The sequence below is a fragment of the Pantoea sp. X-Soil-MYKO-1785 genome, assembly GCF_059730675.1.
Map to the genome: position 1 here is coordinate 373,410 of NZ_AP036001.1, position 17,531 is coordinate 390,940.

The following is a 17,531-nucleotide window of genomic DNA, read 5'->3' on the forward strand; positions in this document are numbered from 1 at the left end:
ATTATTTTCGGTTTTTGCGCCTGTATAGGGGAGATTTCAGTGCATAACGAACAAAATGGCCGTGACGAGAAACGTCTTAATGCGGTTAAAGCACTCCTGACGCCTGATGAAGCCAGGGATGAAGTGCTGGAGAAGTTTGTGCATCTTGCCAGTCAGGTATTAGGGATCTCGGGCAGTTTTATTTCGATTATTGACGACCATAATCAATATATTAAGGCTTCACGTAACTTCGATCTTAAACAGTCGACCCGCGATGAATCCCTGTGTCGCCACGTGATTGATGGTGAGGGCCATCTGGTGGTGGTAGATACACTGCTGGATTCACGCTTTGCCGTGCACCCGTTTGTTGAAGGCGAACCGCATATTCGTTTTTATGCGGGTGTGTCACTTGAGAACCTCGACGGCGCCGTGCTGGGCACACTCTGCGTGACCGATACCCAGCCGCACGCTTTCTGCTCAGAGAAACTCGCTACCCTGAAGTTGCTGGCCAGACTGGTGACCTCGTTTCTGGATGCCTGGAACAATGCCGGTTTCGCCGATGTGATTACCCATCTGCCCAATCGCCCACGGCTAATCCGCGATATCCAGCAGCTGATGGTCACCGCACCGCACAGCCGTTTCCGTCTGATCCTGATCGACTGCATCGATATTCCGCGCGCTTATGAACTCTCCCGCACCGTCGGCATTGCGCCGATGGAGAAGCTGCTGCGACAGATGGCCGAACAGGTTGCCGCCCGACTCAATCTGCCTGCCGGTGATACGCTTTATTCCTTTGCCCCCGGTCGTTTTGCGCTGATTCAGCCGTGGTCGGGCCGCTACACGGCGCACAATATGATCGACGTGCTGCAGGGAATGAAAGCCGATCTGTCGGAAAACATTACCCTCGATCTGGCTATCTTTACCGGCGAAACCGGGTTCGTGCCCGGCCAGATTAACGCCAATGAGATGGTCCGTCAGGCGGTCAGCGCGCTGCATGAAGCGATAGATGAAAACATCAGCGCGATGTCGTTTGATGAAAGTTACGACACCCGTCGTACCGACGACTTTATGATCATGAACGATCTGGCGCAGGCGCTGAAAAAGGATGAAGGCCTCTATCTGGCGTATCAGCCGAAAGTCTGCCTTAAAACCGGTAAAACTGTCGGGCTGGAGGCGCTGATTCGCTGGCATCATGCCGAACGTGGCGAGCTGTTCCCGTCTGAGTTCGTGCCTTTAGCCGGCAAAACCAACCTGATCTCTGACCTGACTAACTGGGTCATCGATCATCTTATCGAGCAGCTCGCGCGCTGGAATCGCGAGTACAGCCTGATTCCGGTGTCGATTAACGTCAGTGAGCGGGACTTCTCCAAAGTGGAGTTTGCCGATTCGCTGCTGGCGAAACTGCAGGCGGCACAACTGCCAGCTTCGGTTATTGGCATTGAGTGTCTGGAGAATGAGCTGATCACCGAGAGCAACGTTGCTATCCGCGGTCTGGAAGCGCTGAAATCGCACGGGTTTGTTATTTCGCTCGACGATTTTGGGACCGGCTACAGCAACATCAGCTATCTGCAGGATATCCCGCTGGACGTGATTAAAATCGACATGTCGCTGATATCGCGTATGGCTGAAGATGACTCATCAAAAATCATCGTTAAGCGGATTATTCAGATGCTGAAAGAGCTGAATTATACCGTGCTGGCGGAAGGGGTGGAGACCGAGGCGACGCTGTCATTACTGAAAGAGTACGGATGCGATCAGATTCAGGGCTATTTCTTCTCTAAACCGCTGCCTGCCAGCGACATCGAACACTGGCTCTATCAGAAACCGTTGTGATACTAAGCCCGCAGCAATCGCTGCGGGCTTAGCCGATCACTGCCCGTCGATAGCGTAACGCTCAACCGGAGTTATCTTTTTAATCAGCCGGTTATCAAACAAAAACTGCTCGTAGGCCTGATAACGGGCTCGGTCCAGCTTCGCCGGATCGGCAGCAAACAGCGGCAGCGAAGCCTGCCACGCCTGATGGTTGAGCGGCGTATTCAGTTCAGGATGCCGGGCGGCAAAAGTCTGCCAGCTGGCTTCAGGATGGGCCTGCAATTCCGCGTTGCCGCGTTTCAGCGCCCGCAGGAATTTTTTGATTTTCTCTGCCTGCGCGTCATCGCGGTTCGCGACAATAATCAGCTCGTCATAGGCGGGCACGCCATAATCCTCGACCTTAAACACCACCGGATCTTTACCCTGCAACCTGATCTCCAGCGCTTCAATATTCCGATAACCGCCAATCACCGCATCCACCTGGCCGGTCAGCAGGGCGCTGGTCAGCTGGAAATTGACGTTAACCAGTTTAACCTCGCTGGCCTTCAGACCGTCATGTTGCAGCATCGCCTCCAGCGTGGCCTGCTCTATCCCGCTGACCGAATAGCCGATCCGTTTGCCCTTTAAGTCTGCCGGTTTTTTTACCGTCTTATCCAGCGTAATCAGGGTATTCAGCGGGGTGTTTATCAGGGTGCCGACCCGCATCAGCGGTAATCCCTGATCAGCAAAGAAATGCAGCTGCGGTTGATAGGTAATGGCTAAATCTGCCTGCTTCGCCGCCACCAGCCGCGGGGGCAGAGCTGGATCGGACGGTGGAACCAGCGTGACATCCAGACCTTCCGCCTTAAACGCGCCAATTTGCTGCGCCACCATTATCGGCGCATGGTCTGGGTTGATATACCAGTCGAGCATCAGCGTCAGTTTTTCTGCTGCATGAAGCGGGCTGGCGAGTGCTGCGCTGATGATCAGCGCCGACAGAACAGGTTTACGCATCGGATTTTCTCGCAGGATAGAGGTCATAAGGAATTATCGGGCGCCCAGGCGATCAGGCGGCGAAGCAGGGCATCGACCGCCAGCCACAGCGCCAGCGTCATCAGCACCAGAATAAACAGCGCGGCAAAACAGATATCACTTTGCATCCGGGCGTTGGCGTTAAGCATGACGTAACCCAGACCTTCGGCCGAACCGACCCATTCGCCAATAATCGCGCCGATTGGCGCGATGGCCGCGGCCATCCGCAGCCCCGAGCCGAGCGCTGGCAGGGCGGCCAGCAGCCGGACATGGCGCAGTTGCGATCCTCGTGAAGCGCCCAGCGTGCGAGCCAGATCGAGATAACCCGGACTGACGCGGCGCAGGCCATCATAAAAGGCCGAGGTCACCGGGAAGAAAATCACCAGTACCGCCATCGCCACTTTGGCGCTCATGCCGAAGCCAAACCACAGCACCAGCAGCGGTGCCAGTGCAAAGACCGGAATCGCCTGGCTGGTGAGCACCAGCGGCATCATCCAGCGCTGCAGACGTGGCGAAAACGTCATGCCGAGCGCCAGCAGGCAACCCAGTACTACGCCAATCGCCATTCCACTCAGGATTTCAGTGAAGGTGATCAGGCTGTGATAGCCGAGCCAGCTCTTACTGGTCCAAAGCGCCTGCGCAACGGCCGCCGGTGAAGGCAGCAGAAACGCCGGCACCGGCAGCAACGTCACCAGCCACCACAGCGCAATCAGGCCGCTGCACAGCGTGATGCCACGCCACAGCGGGGCAAAGCGGCTGAGCTGTTTCATAGCGTCACCTTAGCCAGCTGTTGCAGCAAAGCGGCCTGGCTGCGAATCACGCCAGCATCATCAGGCGCGCGCGGCGGCTGACCCGCTAATGGCGGGCAGGGTTCAATGCCTGAGCCGGTCAGCACCCGCATATGATGGCTGAGTCGGCAGGCTTCCGCCGCGTCGTGAGTGATCAGCAACACGGTATGTTGCGCCAGCACCCCGGCGGCCAGGGTCTGAATCTGGCTGCGGGTCAGCGCGTCGAGCGCGGAAAAGGGCTCGTCCATCAGGACAATCGGCTTTCGTGCATATAAGGTGCGCGCCAGTGCGGCCCGCTGCCGCATGCCGCCAGACAGGGTGGCGGGCCGGGCCGTTGCGTAGCGAGTCAAACCAACCCGCGCCAGCAGATGCTGCGCCCAGTCGCGGTCCGGTTTTTCGCCGTGCAGACGACTGGCCAGGCAGACGTTTTGCTCCACGCTCAGCCACGGATAGAGCAAATCCTGCTGGCCCATCCAGGCGATCCGCCCGGCCAGCGGCAGGCCATCACTGCCGCTGACCAGCCCGGATGTCGGCGGCGTCAGGCCAGCAATGACGCGCATCAGGCTACTTTTCCCGACGCCGCTGGCACCCAGCAGCGCAGTGAAGGCCGCGGCGGGGATCTCCAGGTCGAGTGAGTCGAACAGTCGATGCGAACCGAAATCCAGCCTGAGCTGACGGACAGAGATGCCCGGTGGCGATAACCGCGTTGAACCGTTCATCGGGATGCAGTCAATGAGTCATTCAGGCCCATCTGCTGCTGGTCGAGGCCCATCTGCCAGAAGTCGGATTCCAGCCGGGTGGCGGTAGTGAATATCGTCGCCAGTTGGTCGAATCGCTCAGCCCCGGCGCGCTGTTGGGCCAGCGTTTCAAACAGATTCAACGCCGCGCGAACACCGGCCAGATAATCGGCATCGCCGTAATTCTGAATCCAGTCGGCGTAAGGATTGCCTGCGATCACCGTCGCGGGATGGTGTAACAGCGTCAGGCCGATTTCAGCATAGCCGGCAACGCACGGCATTAGCGCGGTCATCAGCTCAAGCGCATCTCCGCTGTGGCCGACGTCCAGCACGTAACGGGTGTAGTTGATTGTTTCAACGGCTTCGGCCTGGCTGGCCAGCACGGCTTCGCTGATCCCCCACTGCTGGCAGTAAGCCACATGCAATGGCAGTTCATTGACGATGGCGTTGAGAGATGCCGTTGCTGCACGTAACGCTGCCGGGTCGTGCAGTTTACTGACCAGCAGCCCATAGGCGCGGGCAAAGTGCAGCAGAAACAGATAATCCTGGGTGAGGTAATGACGAAAAGCGGCAGGAGGCAACTGGCCCTGGCCGAGCTGCTGCACAAAATCGTGCGACACGTAGGCGTGCCAGTGATCGCCCGCCTGGTGACGCAGGCGGCCATAAAAGCCGGTGTCGAAAAGCGCAAGTGACATAGGATCTCCATTAACGGTTCGTTAACATAAGGAGATCCGGGCATACGATGAAGAACAGGCAAAAACGCAGAAGATGATGCAGAAACGTTGCCGACCCGTCCCTTCGCTGGCATGACCCAGATCAGGTTCAAAGGGTTCGGCTTGCGCCATCTCAGCCCATTACAGGACACCCCTCGGAGACGTTTGTTATACGATAATTATCTGCTGAATACAACGGCACGCCGCAGTCCAGCTCAACCAGTCGCCCGCTTACTGCTGCGGGTCGGCTGACCAGAATAGCCTGTTCTGTCGATACAAGGTGACAGCGTCACTCCAGATCTTCACCATTGCTGGCGATCACTTTTTTATACCACCAGAACGATTTTTTCCGGCTGCGCGCCAGCGTGCCGTTGCCCAGATCGTCACGATCGACATAAACAAATCCGTAACGTTTACTCATTTCGCCGGTCGAGGCGGCAACCAGATCGATGCAGCCCCAACTGGTATAACCCATCACCGGCACACCGTCCGCAATCGCATCGCCCATCGCCCGGATATGTTCACGCAGATAGCTGATGCGGTAATCATCTTCAATCTCACCGGCGTCATTAAAGGTATCCCGTGCGCCCAGACCATTTTCGACCAGAAACAGCGGCTTCTGATAGCGGTCATACATCATATTCATGGTGATGCGTAAGCCAAGCGGATCAATGCCCCAGCCCCATTCACTGCGCGTCAGATGCGGGTTGGTCAGAGATTTCACCACGTTGGCGGCGCTGCTGTTAAGCTCGTTCATCTCTGCTGACGCGCAACGCGAGGCGTAGTAGCTGAACGAGACAAAATCGACGCTGTTTTTCAGAATCTCAGCATCGCCGTCGTCAATCTGCAGGCTGACCCCTTTTTCCCGAAACAGGCGGGCCGCGTAGGCGGGATAGTATCCGCGCGCCTGCACATCAATAAAGAACAGGTTTTCGCGGTCTTTTTCCAGCGCCGCCCAGACATCTTCCGGTTTGCTTGACCATGGATAGAAGTTGCCGCCCGCCAGCATGCAACCGACCTGATTAGCCGGATTTATTTCATGGGCGATTCTGGTCACCAGCGCGCTCGCCACCAGCTCATGATGGGCCGCCTGATACTTAACCTGCTCATGATTTTCACCTGCTTCAAACACCAGCCCGGCACCGGAGAACGGACTGTGCAGCAGAATATTGATCTCATTAAAGGTCAGCCAGTACTTCACCAGACCGTCAAATGCCTCAAAGCAGCTGCGGGCATAGCGGGCAAAAAAGTCGATCATCTTGCGGTTGCGCCATGAGCCATATTCAGTAACCAGATGCATCGGCACGTCAAAGTGACACAGCGTAACCAGCGGTTCGATATTGTATTTACGGCACTCTTCAAACACCGCCCGGTAAAAGGCGATCCCCTGCGGATTCGGCGTCAGCTCATCCCCATTCGGAAAGAGACGGCTCCAGGCGATAGAGGTGCGAAATACGCTGAATCCCATTTCCGCCATCAGCGCAATGTCTTCCGGATAGCGATGATAGAAGTCTATTGCGTCGTGGCTGGGGTAAAACTCATCGTCACGCAGGGTGAAACGTTGCTCCAGGCCTAACTTCACCGGCATCCGGTGCGGACCGTGGGGGATCATGTCAACGGTGGTTAAACCCTTTCCGCCTTCACGATAGCCTCCCTCAGCCTGGTTGGCGGCTAACGCGCCGCCCCATAAAAATCCTTGCGGGAATCTTGATTCAGACATGAAATCCTCTGTTTTGGGTCAGAATTGCCGGTTAGTTGGCGTTAATCGCGTTGGTTCGTTCGGTCACCGAAGCCGATGATGGCGCAGCCGCAGTCGTAGAATCCGGCTCGGTTTCAGGAATGTCCTCGAAACCTAAAATCAGCGTCAGCACAAACGACAGCACTACCGACAGCACCATCACCGCCGCCACCCAGACGATGCTCATCGGATTAGCGGGGTCGAAAAATTGTACGCTGGTGAACAGGCCGGGTGAGGCCATCGAGTGACTGGCCAGCCCGCCAATGCCGGCTACCGCGCCACAGATAAAGCCGCTGATTAAACAGGCGATCAGCGGACGTTTCAGCCGGACCGCCACGCCATACAGCGCCGGTTCTGAGATGCCTGCGATAATCGCTGATGCCGCCGCGGCCAGAGCGGTCTGGCGCAGTTCACGGTTTTTGGTTCTGAACGCCACCGCCAGCGACGAGCCACCCAGCGAAAGGTTGGCGCCGATTTCAGACGGCATGACCATTCCCTCTTTGCCGGTTTCAGCAATGGTCTGGATGATGGTCGGGGTAAATACCCGGTGCATCCCGGTCATCACCAGCAGCGGCCAGATGGCACCCATAATCGCCACTGACAGCCAGCCGAGATAGCCGTGAACGGTATACACCAGCGCCGAAATCCCGCTGCCGATCCAGATACCAATCGGCCCGATCAGGACGATGGCGATCGGTGCAGCAATCAGCACAATCAGCATTGGCTTAAGGAAGTTTTTTGTCACCGCCGGGGTGATGCGATCGACGCCGCGTTCGATGTGCGACAGAATCCAGGTCATCACCAGCGCCGGAATAACCGTGTAGGTATATTTCACCGCGGTCACCGGAATAAAGGCAAATTCCACCGGCTGGCCCTGTGCCGCTTTCGCCATCAGCTCAATGAAATTGGGATGCACCAGTACCCCGGCAATGGCAATCGCCAGCGACATGTTGGTTTTGAATTTCAGCGCAGCCGACGCTGCCACCATCACCGGCAGGAAGAAGAACGCTCCGTCGCCAATTACATTCAGGATCACCAGGGTTGATGACCCTTTTTCAAACACCCCAGCCATATCAAGAATCATCGCCAGCAGCTTGACCATCGATCCGCCGATAATCGCCGGAATTAACGGGGACATGGTGCCAACCAGCGCATCGAGAATCCCTGCGCCAATCCCTTTTAAGGTCAGTTTGCGCTTCACCGGCGCAGCGGTGCCGCCGCCAGGCGAACCTAACGACATCACCGCCTGATAAGCCTGCGAGACATTATTGCCAATGATCACCTGGCACTGGCTGTCGTTATGCACCACACCCATCACGCCATCGATGGTTTTTAATCGCGCAATATCGACCTGCGTCTGATCTTTAACCACAAAGCGCAGGCGCGTCATACAGTGGGTGAGCGCCTCAATATTGGTGAGGCCACCTAACGCGTCAACGATAGCGCGTGAAACCTCGTCATAGTTTCTGGGCATGATGGATCTTCTCTGTAGGGTAATCGGTCAGTGTTATGTTTTGTGCCCTGACTAAGCGGCAAATAGGAAACCGGTTTCACAAAATCATGAAGATGTTTATTGCATGCGACAAGCGTTAAAAATAATCAGTTTTTGATTCTGTGATGTAAGTCACCACCAACGATAATGAAATGCGATGCCGTACCGGTGAAAATATTTCCAATAATGAGAGGCTTAGGTAGACTGCTAACAGGCGCAGTGAAGGAGCAGTGAAATGGCAACGATTCAGGAAGTAGCAGCGCGGGCAGGCGTATCAAAAGCCACGGTATCGCGGGTGTTGTCAGGCAACGGCTATGTCGGGCAGGAGAAGCGCGAACGGGTACTGCAGGCGATAGCCGAAACCGACTACCGGCCGAATCTGCTGGCGCGTAACCTGGCGACCAAATCCAGCCAGACCATCGGCCTGGTGATCACCAATACGCTCTATAGCGGCAGTTACTTCACTGAACTGATGGCCCACTCGGCGCGGATGATGGAGCAGCAGGGGCGTCAGCTTATTCTGGCCGACGGCAAGCATACTGCGGAGCAGGAGCAGGCGGCGATCCAGTTCCTGCTCGATCTGCGCTGCGACGGAATTATCATCTACCCGCGGTTTCTCTCAATCGACGCGCTTGATGCCATCATCTCCCAACACCGGCAGCCGATTCTGGTGATTAATCGCCGCTTGCGCATTAACGCCAGCTACTGCATTTACATCGATCAGCAGGCCACCAGCACCGATGCTGTCAGTCAGTTGCTGGCTCGCGGACATCGTGAGATCGCCTTTATCACCGGATCGCTGGATTCACCGACCGGCATGGAACGCTTGTCGGGGTATCAGGCCGCGCTAAAGGATGCGAAGATTGCGCCTGAGCCGCAGCGGATTGTGCAAGGGAAGTGGACCGCGCAGAGCGGCATGGCAGCGGTCGATAGCCTGCTGGCGCGCAAGGTGGCGTTCACTGCGATTGTCGCCAGCAACGATGAGATGGCGATCGGTGCCATCAAGCGCCTGACCGAATGCGGCATTGCGGTTCCGCAGCAGGTGTCGGTGCTGGGCTTTGATGATATTCCGCTGGCACCCTATATCACGCCTTCACTGTCGAGCATCAAACTGCCGGTCACCGAAATGATCAACGAAACCATTGGCCGGCTGATAACCATGCTGGATGGCGGTGAGTGGCGACCGCGGCCGCCATTTAACGGCAGCCTGATCCTGCGTGATTCAGTGGCTGACGGCCCTGCGGCGTAAAGCTTAGCCGGTAGTGATCTGAGTCACCTCAACCTGCTGCTCCTTCAGCTGCTGCAGGGTAGCGGCATCGAGCTGATCATCAGTTATGACCCAGCGGATCGGGTAACCTGAGGAGAGCGGATAAGGCTGAATCTGGCCAAATTTCGAGCTGTCGGTTAGCGCATAGCTAGCGGCTCCTTTTGCCAGCACCGCATCAACCACATCACAACGCAGCATATTGCGACCGGTAAAACCGCTTTCCGGGTGCCAGCCATCGACCCCGACAAACGCCTTATGGAAATGGGTCTGCTGAATACAGTAACGGGTGAGTGGACCGACCATCGACTCGCTGCTTTTTTGTAGCAGACCGCCCAGTACGATCACTTCGCAGGCGGCTTCGCGCAATAACTGGGCGATGTAGTGACTGACGGTGATCAGGGTGATATCACTGCGTTGCGCCAGCGCGCGCGCCAGCAGAGCATTGGTGCTGCCGCCTTCAATAAATACCGACTCGCCGGCATTGACCAGGCGGGCGGCGTGATCGGCCAGCGCCTGCTTAACCGGATAGCGGGTATTCATCCGGGTGCCCACATTATCGCTGTCGATCGCCAGCGCAGAACCGTGGATCCGCCGCAATAAGCGATCGCGCTCCAGCAGGGTAAGGTCCTGACGCACCGTCACTTCTGACACGCCCGTCAGCTGCGCCAGTTCGCTGACCGCAATGGTGCCGCGGGTATTAACCAGTTGAATAATCTGATGATGTCGTGGATTCATAAGCCAGCTTCGCAGAACAATAGTCGCTGCAGTTTAACAGGGAAAACACCGCGCCGGAGCCGACGCGGTGATAATTCAGGCTAAATCCAGCGCCCGCCGGCCATTCTGATTCAGATCGGCCAGCGTGAAGCGCTGCTGCCAGTTCGCTTCGTAATCTTCAGGCGGAAAATCTGCGGGCGAACGCCCCTGTTCCAGCGCCCCGGCAACCTGTCGGGCATAAGCCCGGTTCTTGTCGCACATCGGTGCGGCCGGAATGTACATCACATTGCCCCAGCCCTGCTGATCTTCTACCGGTGCCACCGCGTGAATGACATCGCAATGCCACCAGACGGAATCCCCCGCCTGTAAAGCAGGGATTGAACTGAGTCCGGCGATCAGATGAGGATGCCATTTTTCATTGATCGGCAAGACCCGCCCCGGTTCTACCCCGCACAGTTCATCGTCCGGGACATCGGATAACAGCGGACGCAGCAGCACATAGGCCATCGCCTCCGGTACCGGTACCACATGCAGCAAACCCTGGCCGGGAATCATATCTGACAGGGCGGTCCAGCCCTGGAAAGTGCGGAAAACCGAGCATTTGGTGGTATCAGGCAGATCATATTCATCGACTTCAGTGCGATGCGCGGCATCCCACGGATCGTATGCGGCAAAATCACCGCTAAACAGTTTGCCAAATACCTGCTGATAAGCGGGCAGCAGCCAGCGTTCAAGCGCGCCGGAATCAGTATGCGCACCCAACCCTTTTGAGGTGGTGCCCGGCAGCCGGCGACGGATACGATCGGGATAGATTACGCTGACATCCGGATCAAACCACTGCTGTCCCTGCGAATCGAAAGTCCATAGCCGATTGAGGAAGGATTGTACCTGGGTCATGGCGTCACTCTGACGCGCCTGCATTTGCGCCTGCGACCAGTAGATCGGGTATATTTCTGGCCGTGACGCTTCCAGGCTGCCAAAGAAGTTATCGCCAGGACCGCGATACTGCTGGTCAAAGTCATTCAGTTCGAGGTAATCAAGCATCGACTTATCCCACGCCAGTGCCTGCTCGCGATCAAAATTCTGTTTGATGACCACGCAGCCGCGTCGTTTGATCTGCGCCCGGGTTTCATCTGAAACCTCACCTCTGGCCAGAGTTTGCATCTCCACGATGGGCCAGGCGCTGCCTGTTCGCTGCTCATCAGCCTTTGCTTCGGCAATCGCCGCTTCAATTTTGTCACACACCTGACGGAACAGCGCTTCCACGTCACCAATCTGGCTACGCAACTGCTGTTTCATCTGGCGAATCGCTGCTTTGACGTCAGCAGGCAGTGGGGTAGACCGGGAATTAATTTTCATCTCAGGCTCCTTAACGTGTCAGGGTTGAGTTACGATTGAAATTTATTTAACCTTCATTCGTAAGTTACGGCTGAGATTAACATCCTTGTAACCATGAAAAACGTGCGCTGTAACACAAGTTTCTTACCGGAACGCTCTGAAAGCCGTTAACAAACTCACTATTAACATTCTCAATAATCCACACAGCGAGTAAGCTTTATGAATCAATTCAATCAGCCGAAAGGACACGACGGCGCAGGTATAGGGGCAGGAAAGATGGCGGTTAAGATGATTGCGGTGGATATGGATGGCACCTTTCTGGATGACAACAAGCAGTACAATGTCCAGCGGTTCTCACGTCAGTATGCGTTGCTGAAGCAGAAGGGCATTCGCTTTGTGGTCGCAAGCGGTAATCAGTATTATCAGTTGCAGCGCTATTTTCCCGAGATTAAAGATGAGATTGCCTTTGTGGCGGAAAACGGGGCATGGGTCTCTGACTGCAACGAAGAGATTTTTTGTGGCGAGTTAGCCAAAGAAAAAGTCCATCAGATCCTCGATATTCTGGCGCACGAACCGGATATTGCGGTGGTGGTCTGTGGTCGAAATGGCGCTTATGTGCATTCATCCGCCTCTGATGAGGTGCTGGCGATGCTGGCGAATCATTATCACCGGCTGGAAAAGCGTGATGATTTATATGACATCGACGACACCATTTTCAAATTCTCCCTTAATCTGGCGCATGAAGACGTCGATGCGCTGCTGCAACGACTGCACAACCAGCTGGGCGAACTGGAGAACATCATGCATCCGGTCTCCAGCGGCTTTGGCTTTATCGATCTGATTATTCCCGGCTGCCACAAGGCGCACGGCATCGCGCTGCTGCAGGAAAAATGGGGCATCAGCGATTGCGAAGTGCTGGCAATTGGTGACAGCGCTAACGACATTGAGATGTTACGCCAGGCCTGTTTCAGTTTTTCAATGGCGAATGCGGTTGATTCGGTGGCTGCGGTCGCGCGCTATCAGACCCAGAGCAACAATGACGAAGGCGCGCTGAATGTCATTTCCCGGGTTCTGGCCCGCGAATTCCCCTTCGACTGATTCTTCACGCTTAACAGCAGGGCGACGGGCAGATCGTCACCCTGCTGTCTGCTGGCTTTCGCGCGCATGGCGCTCCATCTCATCCAGCGCTGCCTGATTTTCCAGTCCCCACTGATACATCTGTTCAATCGGTTCCGCGAACCGATGACCCAGCGCAGTCAGGCTATATTCCACTTTTGGCGGCACCACCTGATACACCTGACGTGAAACCAGCCCTCGCTGCTCCAGTTCCCGCAGCGTCTGAATCAGCATCTTCTTAGAAATACCCTGCAGGCTGCGTTCCAGTTCACCGGTCCTGGCACGGTTTTCTGGCCAGTGATAAAGCGCGTGCAGCACCATAGTGCTCCATTTTACCGCAAACAATTCCAGCAGGCGGCGCGGCGGTGAATCAGCATAAAAGCAGAGTTTTCCCTCAACCCAGACCGGCATAACCTTTCTCCCTTTGCATGGTTACCAAAGGGTAACTACTACCAAAATGGTGACCTGGTGTCTATAGTGTGCCGCTTTCTTTACCGCTATAAGCCACTACGAGGCGACAGATGAAAATTAATGCACTGGTTGCATCACAGGCCACCCAACCGTTACGAGCCGGGCAGGTTGAGATTCGCGATATACAGGCGAACGATGTCATGATTGAGGTGCTGTACTGTGGCGTTTGTCACTCAGACCTGCACATGGCACGCAATGAATGGGGCGTCAGCCGCTATCCATTAGTTGCTGGCCATGAAATTGTCGGCCGGGTAGCCGCAGTGGGTGACAGCGTCACGCAGTTTACGATGGGGCAGACCGTTGGGGTTGGTGTGATGGTTGACGCCTGCGGGCAATGTCATTTTTGTCAGCAGCAGGAAGAACAGTATTGTGAGACGGGCTTCACGCCGACTTACAACGGCATCGATAAGTATACCGGCGCATCAACCTTTGGCGGTTATGCCAGCCAGGTAATCGCCGACCAGAATTTTGTGGTTTCGGTACCCGATAACCTTGCATTGAACGCGGTGGCTCCGTTACTTTGCGCCGGCGTTACCGTCTGGTCGCCGCTGCGTCATTTCAATGTCAAAGCCGGCAACCGGGTTGGCGTGGTAGGTCTGGGTGGGTTAGGGCACATGGCGGTTAAACTGGCCAGTGCGCTGGGCGCAGAAGTCACTTTATTTACCACTTCGCCAGAGAAAGGGGCTGATGCACGTCGTCTCGGCGCCAGCCAGGTGGTGGTCTCACGTGATGCCGCCCAGATGGCAGAGTGCCAGGCCTCACTGGATATCATTCTGGATTGTGTTGCGGCTCCGCACGATCTTGATCCTTATCTGGCGACGTTAAAAACCAATGGTCAGCTGGTACTGGTCGGCATTCCCGATCAACCGCATCCCTCGCCGAATGTTACACCGATGGTGTTTCGTCGGCTCAGCATCAGCGGCACCTCGATTGGCAGCATTAAAGAGACGCAGGAGATGCTCGATTTCTGCGGCCAGCACAATATTACCGCTGACGTTGAGATGATTAGCGGCGAGGAAGTTGAAACCGCCTTCGCGCGTATGCTGACCAGCGATGTCAAATATCGCTTTGTGATTGATATGCAGAAAACCGGCTGGTAACAGCACCACGGTCTGCCTGTGGGCAGACCGCAAATTCGGGGTCGTCAGCTCGCATAGTGGGTTACAGACCAGCACTCGTGAAGGAAAGGGCAGTGAATGGATTTGAATCGTTAGTGCATGTAGTTACAACATACTATTAATCGAAACAGTAACGCACACTTCAGCTTCAGCGCTGACATCTTTTCAACAGTAATACAGCCCGCTCACTGTTATTGATTCAGCACATCAACCGCGGGCAAAATCAAATCTGACCTGCCCGCTCCGCTGCTTACAGGGAAGAAATATAATTTCGTTCACACCGACATCGTCAGGCTCGTTTATCGCAAATGCGACCATTCGGGCATAAGTCTCTGCGGGAATACCGACTTTACCAACGCAGGCCAGATTTGCCGACTTAACGTCTTTGTCGCTGATAGGGTCAGGCAGTTCTGCAGAAACCGCCCCCGGAGAGAGGAGAGTTGCTCTGACGTTATGCTCACTGGCTTCTTTACGTAATCCTTCAGTCAGCGCACGAACGGCATATTTAGTCGCCGGGTTAACTGCCGATCTGGGGGAGATGGTGCAGGGTACTAAAACCATCATGCTGACGCTCGATTCACAGAACGTTATTCACACCGTAGCATTGATGGTGCCTGTTAAACCTGTCAGAGCAGCTCAATCAATCCACTTTCGGTTGATTCACTCGATGACGCAGTGACAGATGCTTTATGTCGTCTGGTCAAACTGCTTGCTGATCCAGCTGGAGACCTTTATTCGTTGATTAGCCAGAAACTTACAGGGTGAATAAGCCTGGGTGATCTCACCAGCAGTCGACTCAGCAAAAAAAAGCTACCCGGTGAAAATGCCGGATAGCCTGTAGTGAGTCAGCCTGAGGAGGCATTACTCTTTGGATTTTTGCTCTTTTTCCTTCTCCGCATCCGCTTTATCTGCGTCATCATTGTCTGCGACGTGGCTGAACGGCTTAAGTAACTGGATATCCAGAATGACGTACACCATAGTGCTGATAAACAGTGAGATCACACTACCGAACACGCCGCTGGTGGTGAAGGTGAGATAGTTGTAGATCACCAGCCAGGTGAGGCAAATAAACAGCGCCAGCGAAATGGTCAGGTTAGCGACGGAATAGTTACTGGTGCCTGCGCCCTGGGTGTGTGTCACTTTAAACAGGTTGCCGATGGAGTATTTTTCCAGCACCAGAATGGTTTTTTCCCAGTTGCGCTGCTTACGGGCGCTGGCGCGGGTCAGAAATACAAACAGAATCGAAATAAAAAAGCCGGAGAAGGCGATCAATACCGGAATCGCCTCCAGAGCATATTCAATGCTTTTATGTCCGCTGCTGCTACTGAGATCCAGCGTTAACGAGGCACCCAGCGCGGCATAGAGAAAGATAAACAGTAACAGAAAGGTCAGGCTGCGCTTCCAGTCACCTTCGGCTTCGATGTTTTTTTGTTGGATGGCTAACTGCAGTGACTGCTGGATTTGCCCGGCCTGCGGCGAATCAGCGTCCAGAGTCTGGCAGGGCGCAGCAAAGAAGTCGTTCATGAACAGCTGATCTTCTTTGTGGATAGAGATTTTCATCGGATACCTGTGTCAGAAAGGATGTCCGGTTATTCTAATCAGCCTCGCCTGAATTAACAGGAACTTTGTGCTGAAACCCTTTCGCTGATTTTTATTTATCAAGCCAGGCCAGCGGAGCAGGCAGATTTCCACTGGTTATCCGCTCTTATAATCTGAAACTGTATCTCTTTTTTGCTGTGGCTGCCCCTCAGCAGTGTCATTATGACTTAACCGGCTAACTTTCTGTCTGATTTAATAAAAAATCAATCAGCACCTTCACTCTGTTGGTTTTCCCCGCGCTTTTCGGGTAATAAACATACACAGCCGGGTAGGTCTTCCAGTAGCGCTCCATAACGGGAATCAGCTTCTCACGGTCCGGTTGCAACCGGTGAACCGGTTCAAATAGTCTTCCAATCCCCAGTCCGTGACGTATCCCATCCGCCATAACGTCAATATCGTTGCTGATTAACTGGCCGGGCATTTCAACTGTCAGTTGCTCGCCATTATCATTCAGTAGCAGCGGAAGGATACGATTGTTGGTGATGAAGCGATAGCCGATAAGCTTATGCTGATAAAGGTCAGCGGGCACCACAGGCGTACCGTATTCTGCAAGATAGGCCGATGAGGCATATAATCCTTCCCGAAAGGGTTTCATTAGCGGGCGTGCCACTACGCCCCCCTCCAGAATATCGCCAAAACGGATACCCAGATCGAAGCGATCCTCAATGATATTTACGGTGCCATCAAAAACCGAGATTTCGAGCCGGATAGCCGGATACCGTTGGCAAAATGCGGCCATCACCGGCTTAAGTAGCAGCAGATAAGCAAAGCGAGAGAGAGTAATCCGTACCAGACCTGACGGTTCCTGATTCTGCTCCCGAATACTTTCCAGAGATTGCTCCAGCGTTTCCACCGCTCCAGCGGTTTGATCCAGCAACTGTTGCCCGATATCAGTCAGTTCAATGTGCCGTGTAGTGCGGACAAAAAGCGGATACCCGATATGTTTCTCTAACAGCTTCAGGGCGTTGCTGACCGAAGGAGGGGAAATTTCAAGCTTCCGGGCGGCAGCCGTAATGCTGCCTTCACGCGTAATAGTTTGAAAGATACGTATCTGGTTATAAAGGGCGTTATTCATCGCGTCATCCTGAAGCATTATCCGGCTCATTATTAAGTACAGGCTAAATATCATCAAGTCAACGCCCCCCTGATTTGACTCAAAGGTGAACCCGGCTTTCCGTGGATGCAGCGGACTGCTGAGTTCAGGAGATTAAATGGGCTTTCATGGCTGGGTAGGGCCGCTTTCGGCGCCATACTGAACATAATTGCCCCTCTGTCACTTCGTTTTCGCTGCGTTTCGAGCGTTTCCGTCAGGAACATTCGCGAGGATAGCTTCCATCAAAACTGACCGGATAAGGCTTGTCGCGCTGGCGAAGCCGTCAGCACCATCGGCAATTTAGCTGTTACATCAGCCTCGAAGTGAAGTGTGAAGTGATAGCCGCGATTAAATCAGCATCATCAGCTATCCAGTGAAAGGCGAACCGGATTTAGCGTCCATATTTATTCTGACTGGACCGACTCGTCTCTGTCGGCTCTGAAAGATGCCGTTATTAACATGATGATTTTCAGCGGCGTGAAGTACGGCACCAGAATACCAGGTAAAACAGGCGGCGATTGTTAGTTACAGGCTAAAAGTTATTA

General features: G+C 54.7%; 16 protein-coding genes and 1 riboswitch. Of the genes, 4 read left to right on the forward strand and 12 right to left on the reverse strand.

Annotated features, from left to right (window positions below):
• The first annotated feature begins 39 nt into the window (after window positions 1-39).
• Window positions 40-1,812 (forward strand): sensor domain-containing phosphodiesterase, encoded by a 1,773-nt coding sequence (locus AC6I8D_RS21720; protein WP_312054008.1) that lies wholly within the window; start codon window positions 40-42, stop codon window positions 1,810-1,812.
• 36 nt (window positions 1,813-1,848) lie between these two features.
• Here the strand turns inward: AC6I8D_RS21720 and AC6I8D_RS21725 are convergent, their stop codons facing one another.
• The 6 genes from AC6I8D_RS21725 to ascF form a co-directional block, all read right to left on the reverse strand.
• On the reverse strand, window positions 1,849-2,784 hold the full coding sequence (locus AC6I8D_RS21725; RefSeq protein ID WP_497820917.1) for an ABC transporter substrate-binding protein: 936 nt from the start codon (window positions 2,782-2,784) through the stop codon (window positions 1,849-1,851).
• A gap of 23 nt (window positions 2,785-2,807) precedes the next feature.
• Window positions 2,808-3,572 carry an ABC transporter permease gene (locus AC6I8D_RS21730; RefSeq protein ID WP_497820918.1) on the reverse strand — a complete coding sequence of 255 codons (765 nt, stop codon included), beginning with the start codon at window positions 3,570-3,572 and terminating at the stop codon, window positions 2,808-2,810.
• Complete coding sequence (locus tag AC6I8D_RS21735) at window positions 3,569-4,309, reverse strand: ABC transporter ATP-binding protein (RefSeq protein ID WP_497820919.1); 741 nt, start codon at window positions 4,307-4,309, stop codon at window positions 3,569-3,571. Before AC6I8D_RS21735 ends, AC6I8D_RS21730 begins: the two co-directional genes overlap by 4 nt.
• Complete coding sequence (gene tenA, locus AC6I8D_RS21740) at window positions 4,306-5,022, reverse strand: thiaminase II (protein ID WP_497820920.1); 717 nt, start codon at window positions 5,020-5,022, stop codon at window positions 4,306-4,308. Before tenA ends, AC6I8D_RS21735 begins: the two co-directional genes overlap by 4 nt.
• Before the next feature lie 81 nt (window positions 5,023-5,103).
• A riboswitch (TPP riboswitch) is annotated at window positions 5,104-5,206 on the reverse strand.
• A 123-nt stretch (window positions 5,207-5,329) separates the two neighbouring features.
• Window positions 5,330-6,760 (reverse strand): 6-phospho-beta-glucosidase, encoded by a 1,431-nt coding sequence (locus AC6I8D_RS21745; protein ID WP_312054016.1) that lies wholly within the window; start codon window positions 6,758-6,760, stop codon window positions 5,330-5,332.
• Window positions 6,761-6,791: 31 nt separating this feature from the next.
• Window positions 6,792-8,252, reverse strand: coding sequence for a PTS cellobiose/arbutin/salicin transporter subunit IIBC (gene ascF / locus AC6I8D_RS21750; protein ID WP_312054017.1), 1,461 nt, complete (start codon window positions 8,250-8,252; stop codon window positions 6,792-6,794).
• A gap of 253 nt (window positions 8,253-8,505) precedes the next feature.
• On the opposite strand from ascF, the gene AC6I8D_RS21755 reads away from it, so the two are divergent.
• Window positions 8,506-9,519 (forward strand): LacI family DNA-binding transcriptional regulator, encoded by a 1,014-nt coding sequence (locus AC6I8D_RS21755; RefSeq protein WP_497820921.1) that lies wholly within the window; start codon window positions 8,506-8,508, stop codon window positions 9,517-9,519.
• A gap of 3 nt (window positions 9,520-9,522) precedes the next feature.
• On the opposite strand, the gene AC6I8D_RS21760 is transcribed toward AC6I8D_RS21755, so the two are convergent.
• Complete coding sequence (locus AC6I8D_RS21760; RefSeq protein WP_497820922.1) at window positions 9,523-10,272, reverse strand: DeoR family transcriptional regulator; 750 nt, start codon at window positions 10,270-10,272, stop codon at window positions 9,523-9,525.
• Window positions 10,273-10,347: 75 nt separating this feature from the next.
• Window positions 10,348-11,610, reverse strand: coding sequence for a DUF1479 domain-containing protein (locus tag AC6I8D_RS21765; protein ID WP_497820923.1), 1,263 nt, complete (start codon window positions 11,608-11,610; stop codon window positions 10,348-10,350).
• A gap of 255 nt (window positions 11,611-11,865) precedes the next feature.
• Between AC6I8D_RS21765 and AC6I8D_RS21770 the strand changes: the two genes are divergently transcribed.
• Entirely contained in the window at window positions 11,866-12,687 is an 822-nt protein-coding gene (locus tag AC6I8D_RS21770) for a Cof-type HAD-IIB family hydrolase (protein ID WP_312054104.1), read from the forward strand.
• Between the two features lie 36 nt (window positions 12,688-12,723).
• Here AC6I8D_RS21770 and AC6I8D_RS21775 read toward each other — a convergent pair whose 3' ends face one another.
• On the reverse strand, window positions 12,724-13,116 hold the full coding sequence (locus tag AC6I8D_RS21775) for a winged helix-turn-helix transcriptional regulator (protein ID WP_312757418.1): 393 nt from the start codon (window positions 13,114-13,116) through the stop codon (window positions 12,724-12,726).
• A 110-nt stretch (window positions 13,117-13,226) separates the two neighbouring features.
• On the opposite strand from AC6I8D_RS21775, the gene AC6I8D_RS21780 reads away from it, so the two are divergent.
• A complete protein-coding gene (locus tag AC6I8D_RS21780; RefSeq protein ID WP_312054023.1) occupies window positions 13,227-14,276 on the forward strand; it encodes an NAD(P)-dependent alcohol dehydrogenase in 1,050 nt (349 codons plus the stop codon).
• Window positions 14,277-14,501: 225 nt separating this feature from the next.
• On the opposite strand, the gene AC6I8D_RS21785 is transcribed toward AC6I8D_RS21780, so the two are convergent.
• The 3 genes from AC6I8D_RS21785 to AC6I8D_RS21795 form a co-directional block, all read right to left on the reverse strand.
• On the reverse strand, window positions 14,502-14,858 hold the full coding sequence (locus tag AC6I8D_RS21785) for an SDR family oxidoreductase (RefSeq protein ID WP_497820924.1): 357 nt from the start codon (window positions 14,856-14,858) through the stop codon (window positions 14,502-14,504).
• 297 nt (window positions 14,859-15,155) lie between these two features.
• The gene (locus AC6I8D_RS21790) at window positions 15,156-15,854 is read right to left on the reverse strand and encodes a RipA family octameric membrane protein (protein ID WP_497820925.1); all 699 of its coding nucleotides are present in this window, start codon (window positions 15,852-15,854) and stop codon (window positions 15,156-15,158) included.
• A gap of 214 nt (window positions 15,855-16,068) precedes the next feature.
• On the reverse strand, window positions 16,069-16,968 hold the full coding sequence (locus AC6I8D_RS21795) for a LysR family transcriptional regulator (RefSeq protein ID WP_312054028.1): 900 nt from the start codon (window positions 16,966-16,968) through the stop codon (window positions 16,069-16,071).
• Between the last annotated feature and the right edge of the window lie 563 nt (window positions 16,969-17,531).

Excerpts from the sequence above, each read along its gene's own strand:
- AC6I8D_RS21725 (WP_497820917.1), bottom strand. The coding sequence starts at position 2,784 with ATGCGTAAACCTGTTCTGTCGGCGCTGATCATCAGCGCAGCACTCGCC.
- AC6I8D_RS21730 (WP_497820918.1), bottom strand. The coding sequence starts at position 3,572 with ATGAAACAGCTCAGCCGCTTTGCCCCGCTGTGGCGTGGCATCACGCTG.
- AC6I8D_RS21735 (WP_497820919.1), bottom strand. The coding sequence starts at position 4,309 with ATGAACGGTTCAACGCGGTTATCGCCACCGGGCATCTCTGTCCGTCAG.
- tenA (WP_497820920.1), bottom strand. The coding sequence starts at position 5,022 with ATGTCACTTGCGCTTTTCGACACCGGCTTTTATGGCCGCCTGCGTCAC.
- AC6I8D_RS21745 (WP_312054016.1), bottom strand. The coding sequence starts at position 6,760 with ATGTCTGAATCAAGATTCCCGCAAGGATTTTTATGGGGCGGCGCGTTA.
- ascF (WP_312054017.1), bottom strand. The coding sequence starts at position 8,252 with ATGCCCAGAAACTATGACGAGGTTTCACGCGCTATCGTTGACGCGTTA.
- AC6I8D_RS21755 (WP_497820921.1), top strand. The coding sequence starts at position 8,506 with ATGGCAACGATTCAGGAAGTAGCAGCGCGGGCAGGCGTATCAAAAGCC.
- AC6I8D_RS21760 (WP_497820922.1), bottom strand. The coding sequence starts at position 10,272 with ATGAATCCACGACATCATCAGATTATTCAACTGGTTAATACCCGCGGC.
- AC6I8D_RS21765 (WP_497820923.1), bottom strand. The coding sequence starts at position 11,610 with ATGAAAATTAATTCCCGGTCTACCCCACTGCCTGCTGACGTCAAAGCA.
- AC6I8D_RS21770 (WP_312054104.1), top strand. The coding sequence starts at position 11,866 with ATGGCGGTTAAGATGATTGCGGTGGATATGGATGGCACCTTTCTGGAT.
- AC6I8D_RS21775 (WP_312757418.1), bottom strand. The coding sequence starts at position 13,116 with ATGCCGGTCTGGGTTGAGGGAAAACTCTGCTTTTATGCTGATTCACCG.
- AC6I8D_RS21780 (WP_312054023.1), top strand. The coding sequence starts at position 13,227 with ATGAAAATTAATGCACTGGTTGCATCACAGGCCACCCAACCGTTACGA.
- AC6I8D_RS21785 (WP_497820924.1), bottom strand. The coding sequence starts at position 14,858 with ATGATGGTTTTAGTACCCTGCACCATCTCCCCCAGATCGGCAGTTAAC.
- AC6I8D_RS21790 (WP_497820925.1), bottom strand. The coding sequence starts at position 15,854 with ATGAAAATCTCTATCCACAAAGAAGATCAGCTGTTCATGAACGACTTC.
- AC6I8D_RS21795 (WP_312054028.1), bottom strand. The coding sequence starts at position 16,968 with ATGAATAACGCCCTTTATAACCAGATACGTATCTTTCAAACTATTACG.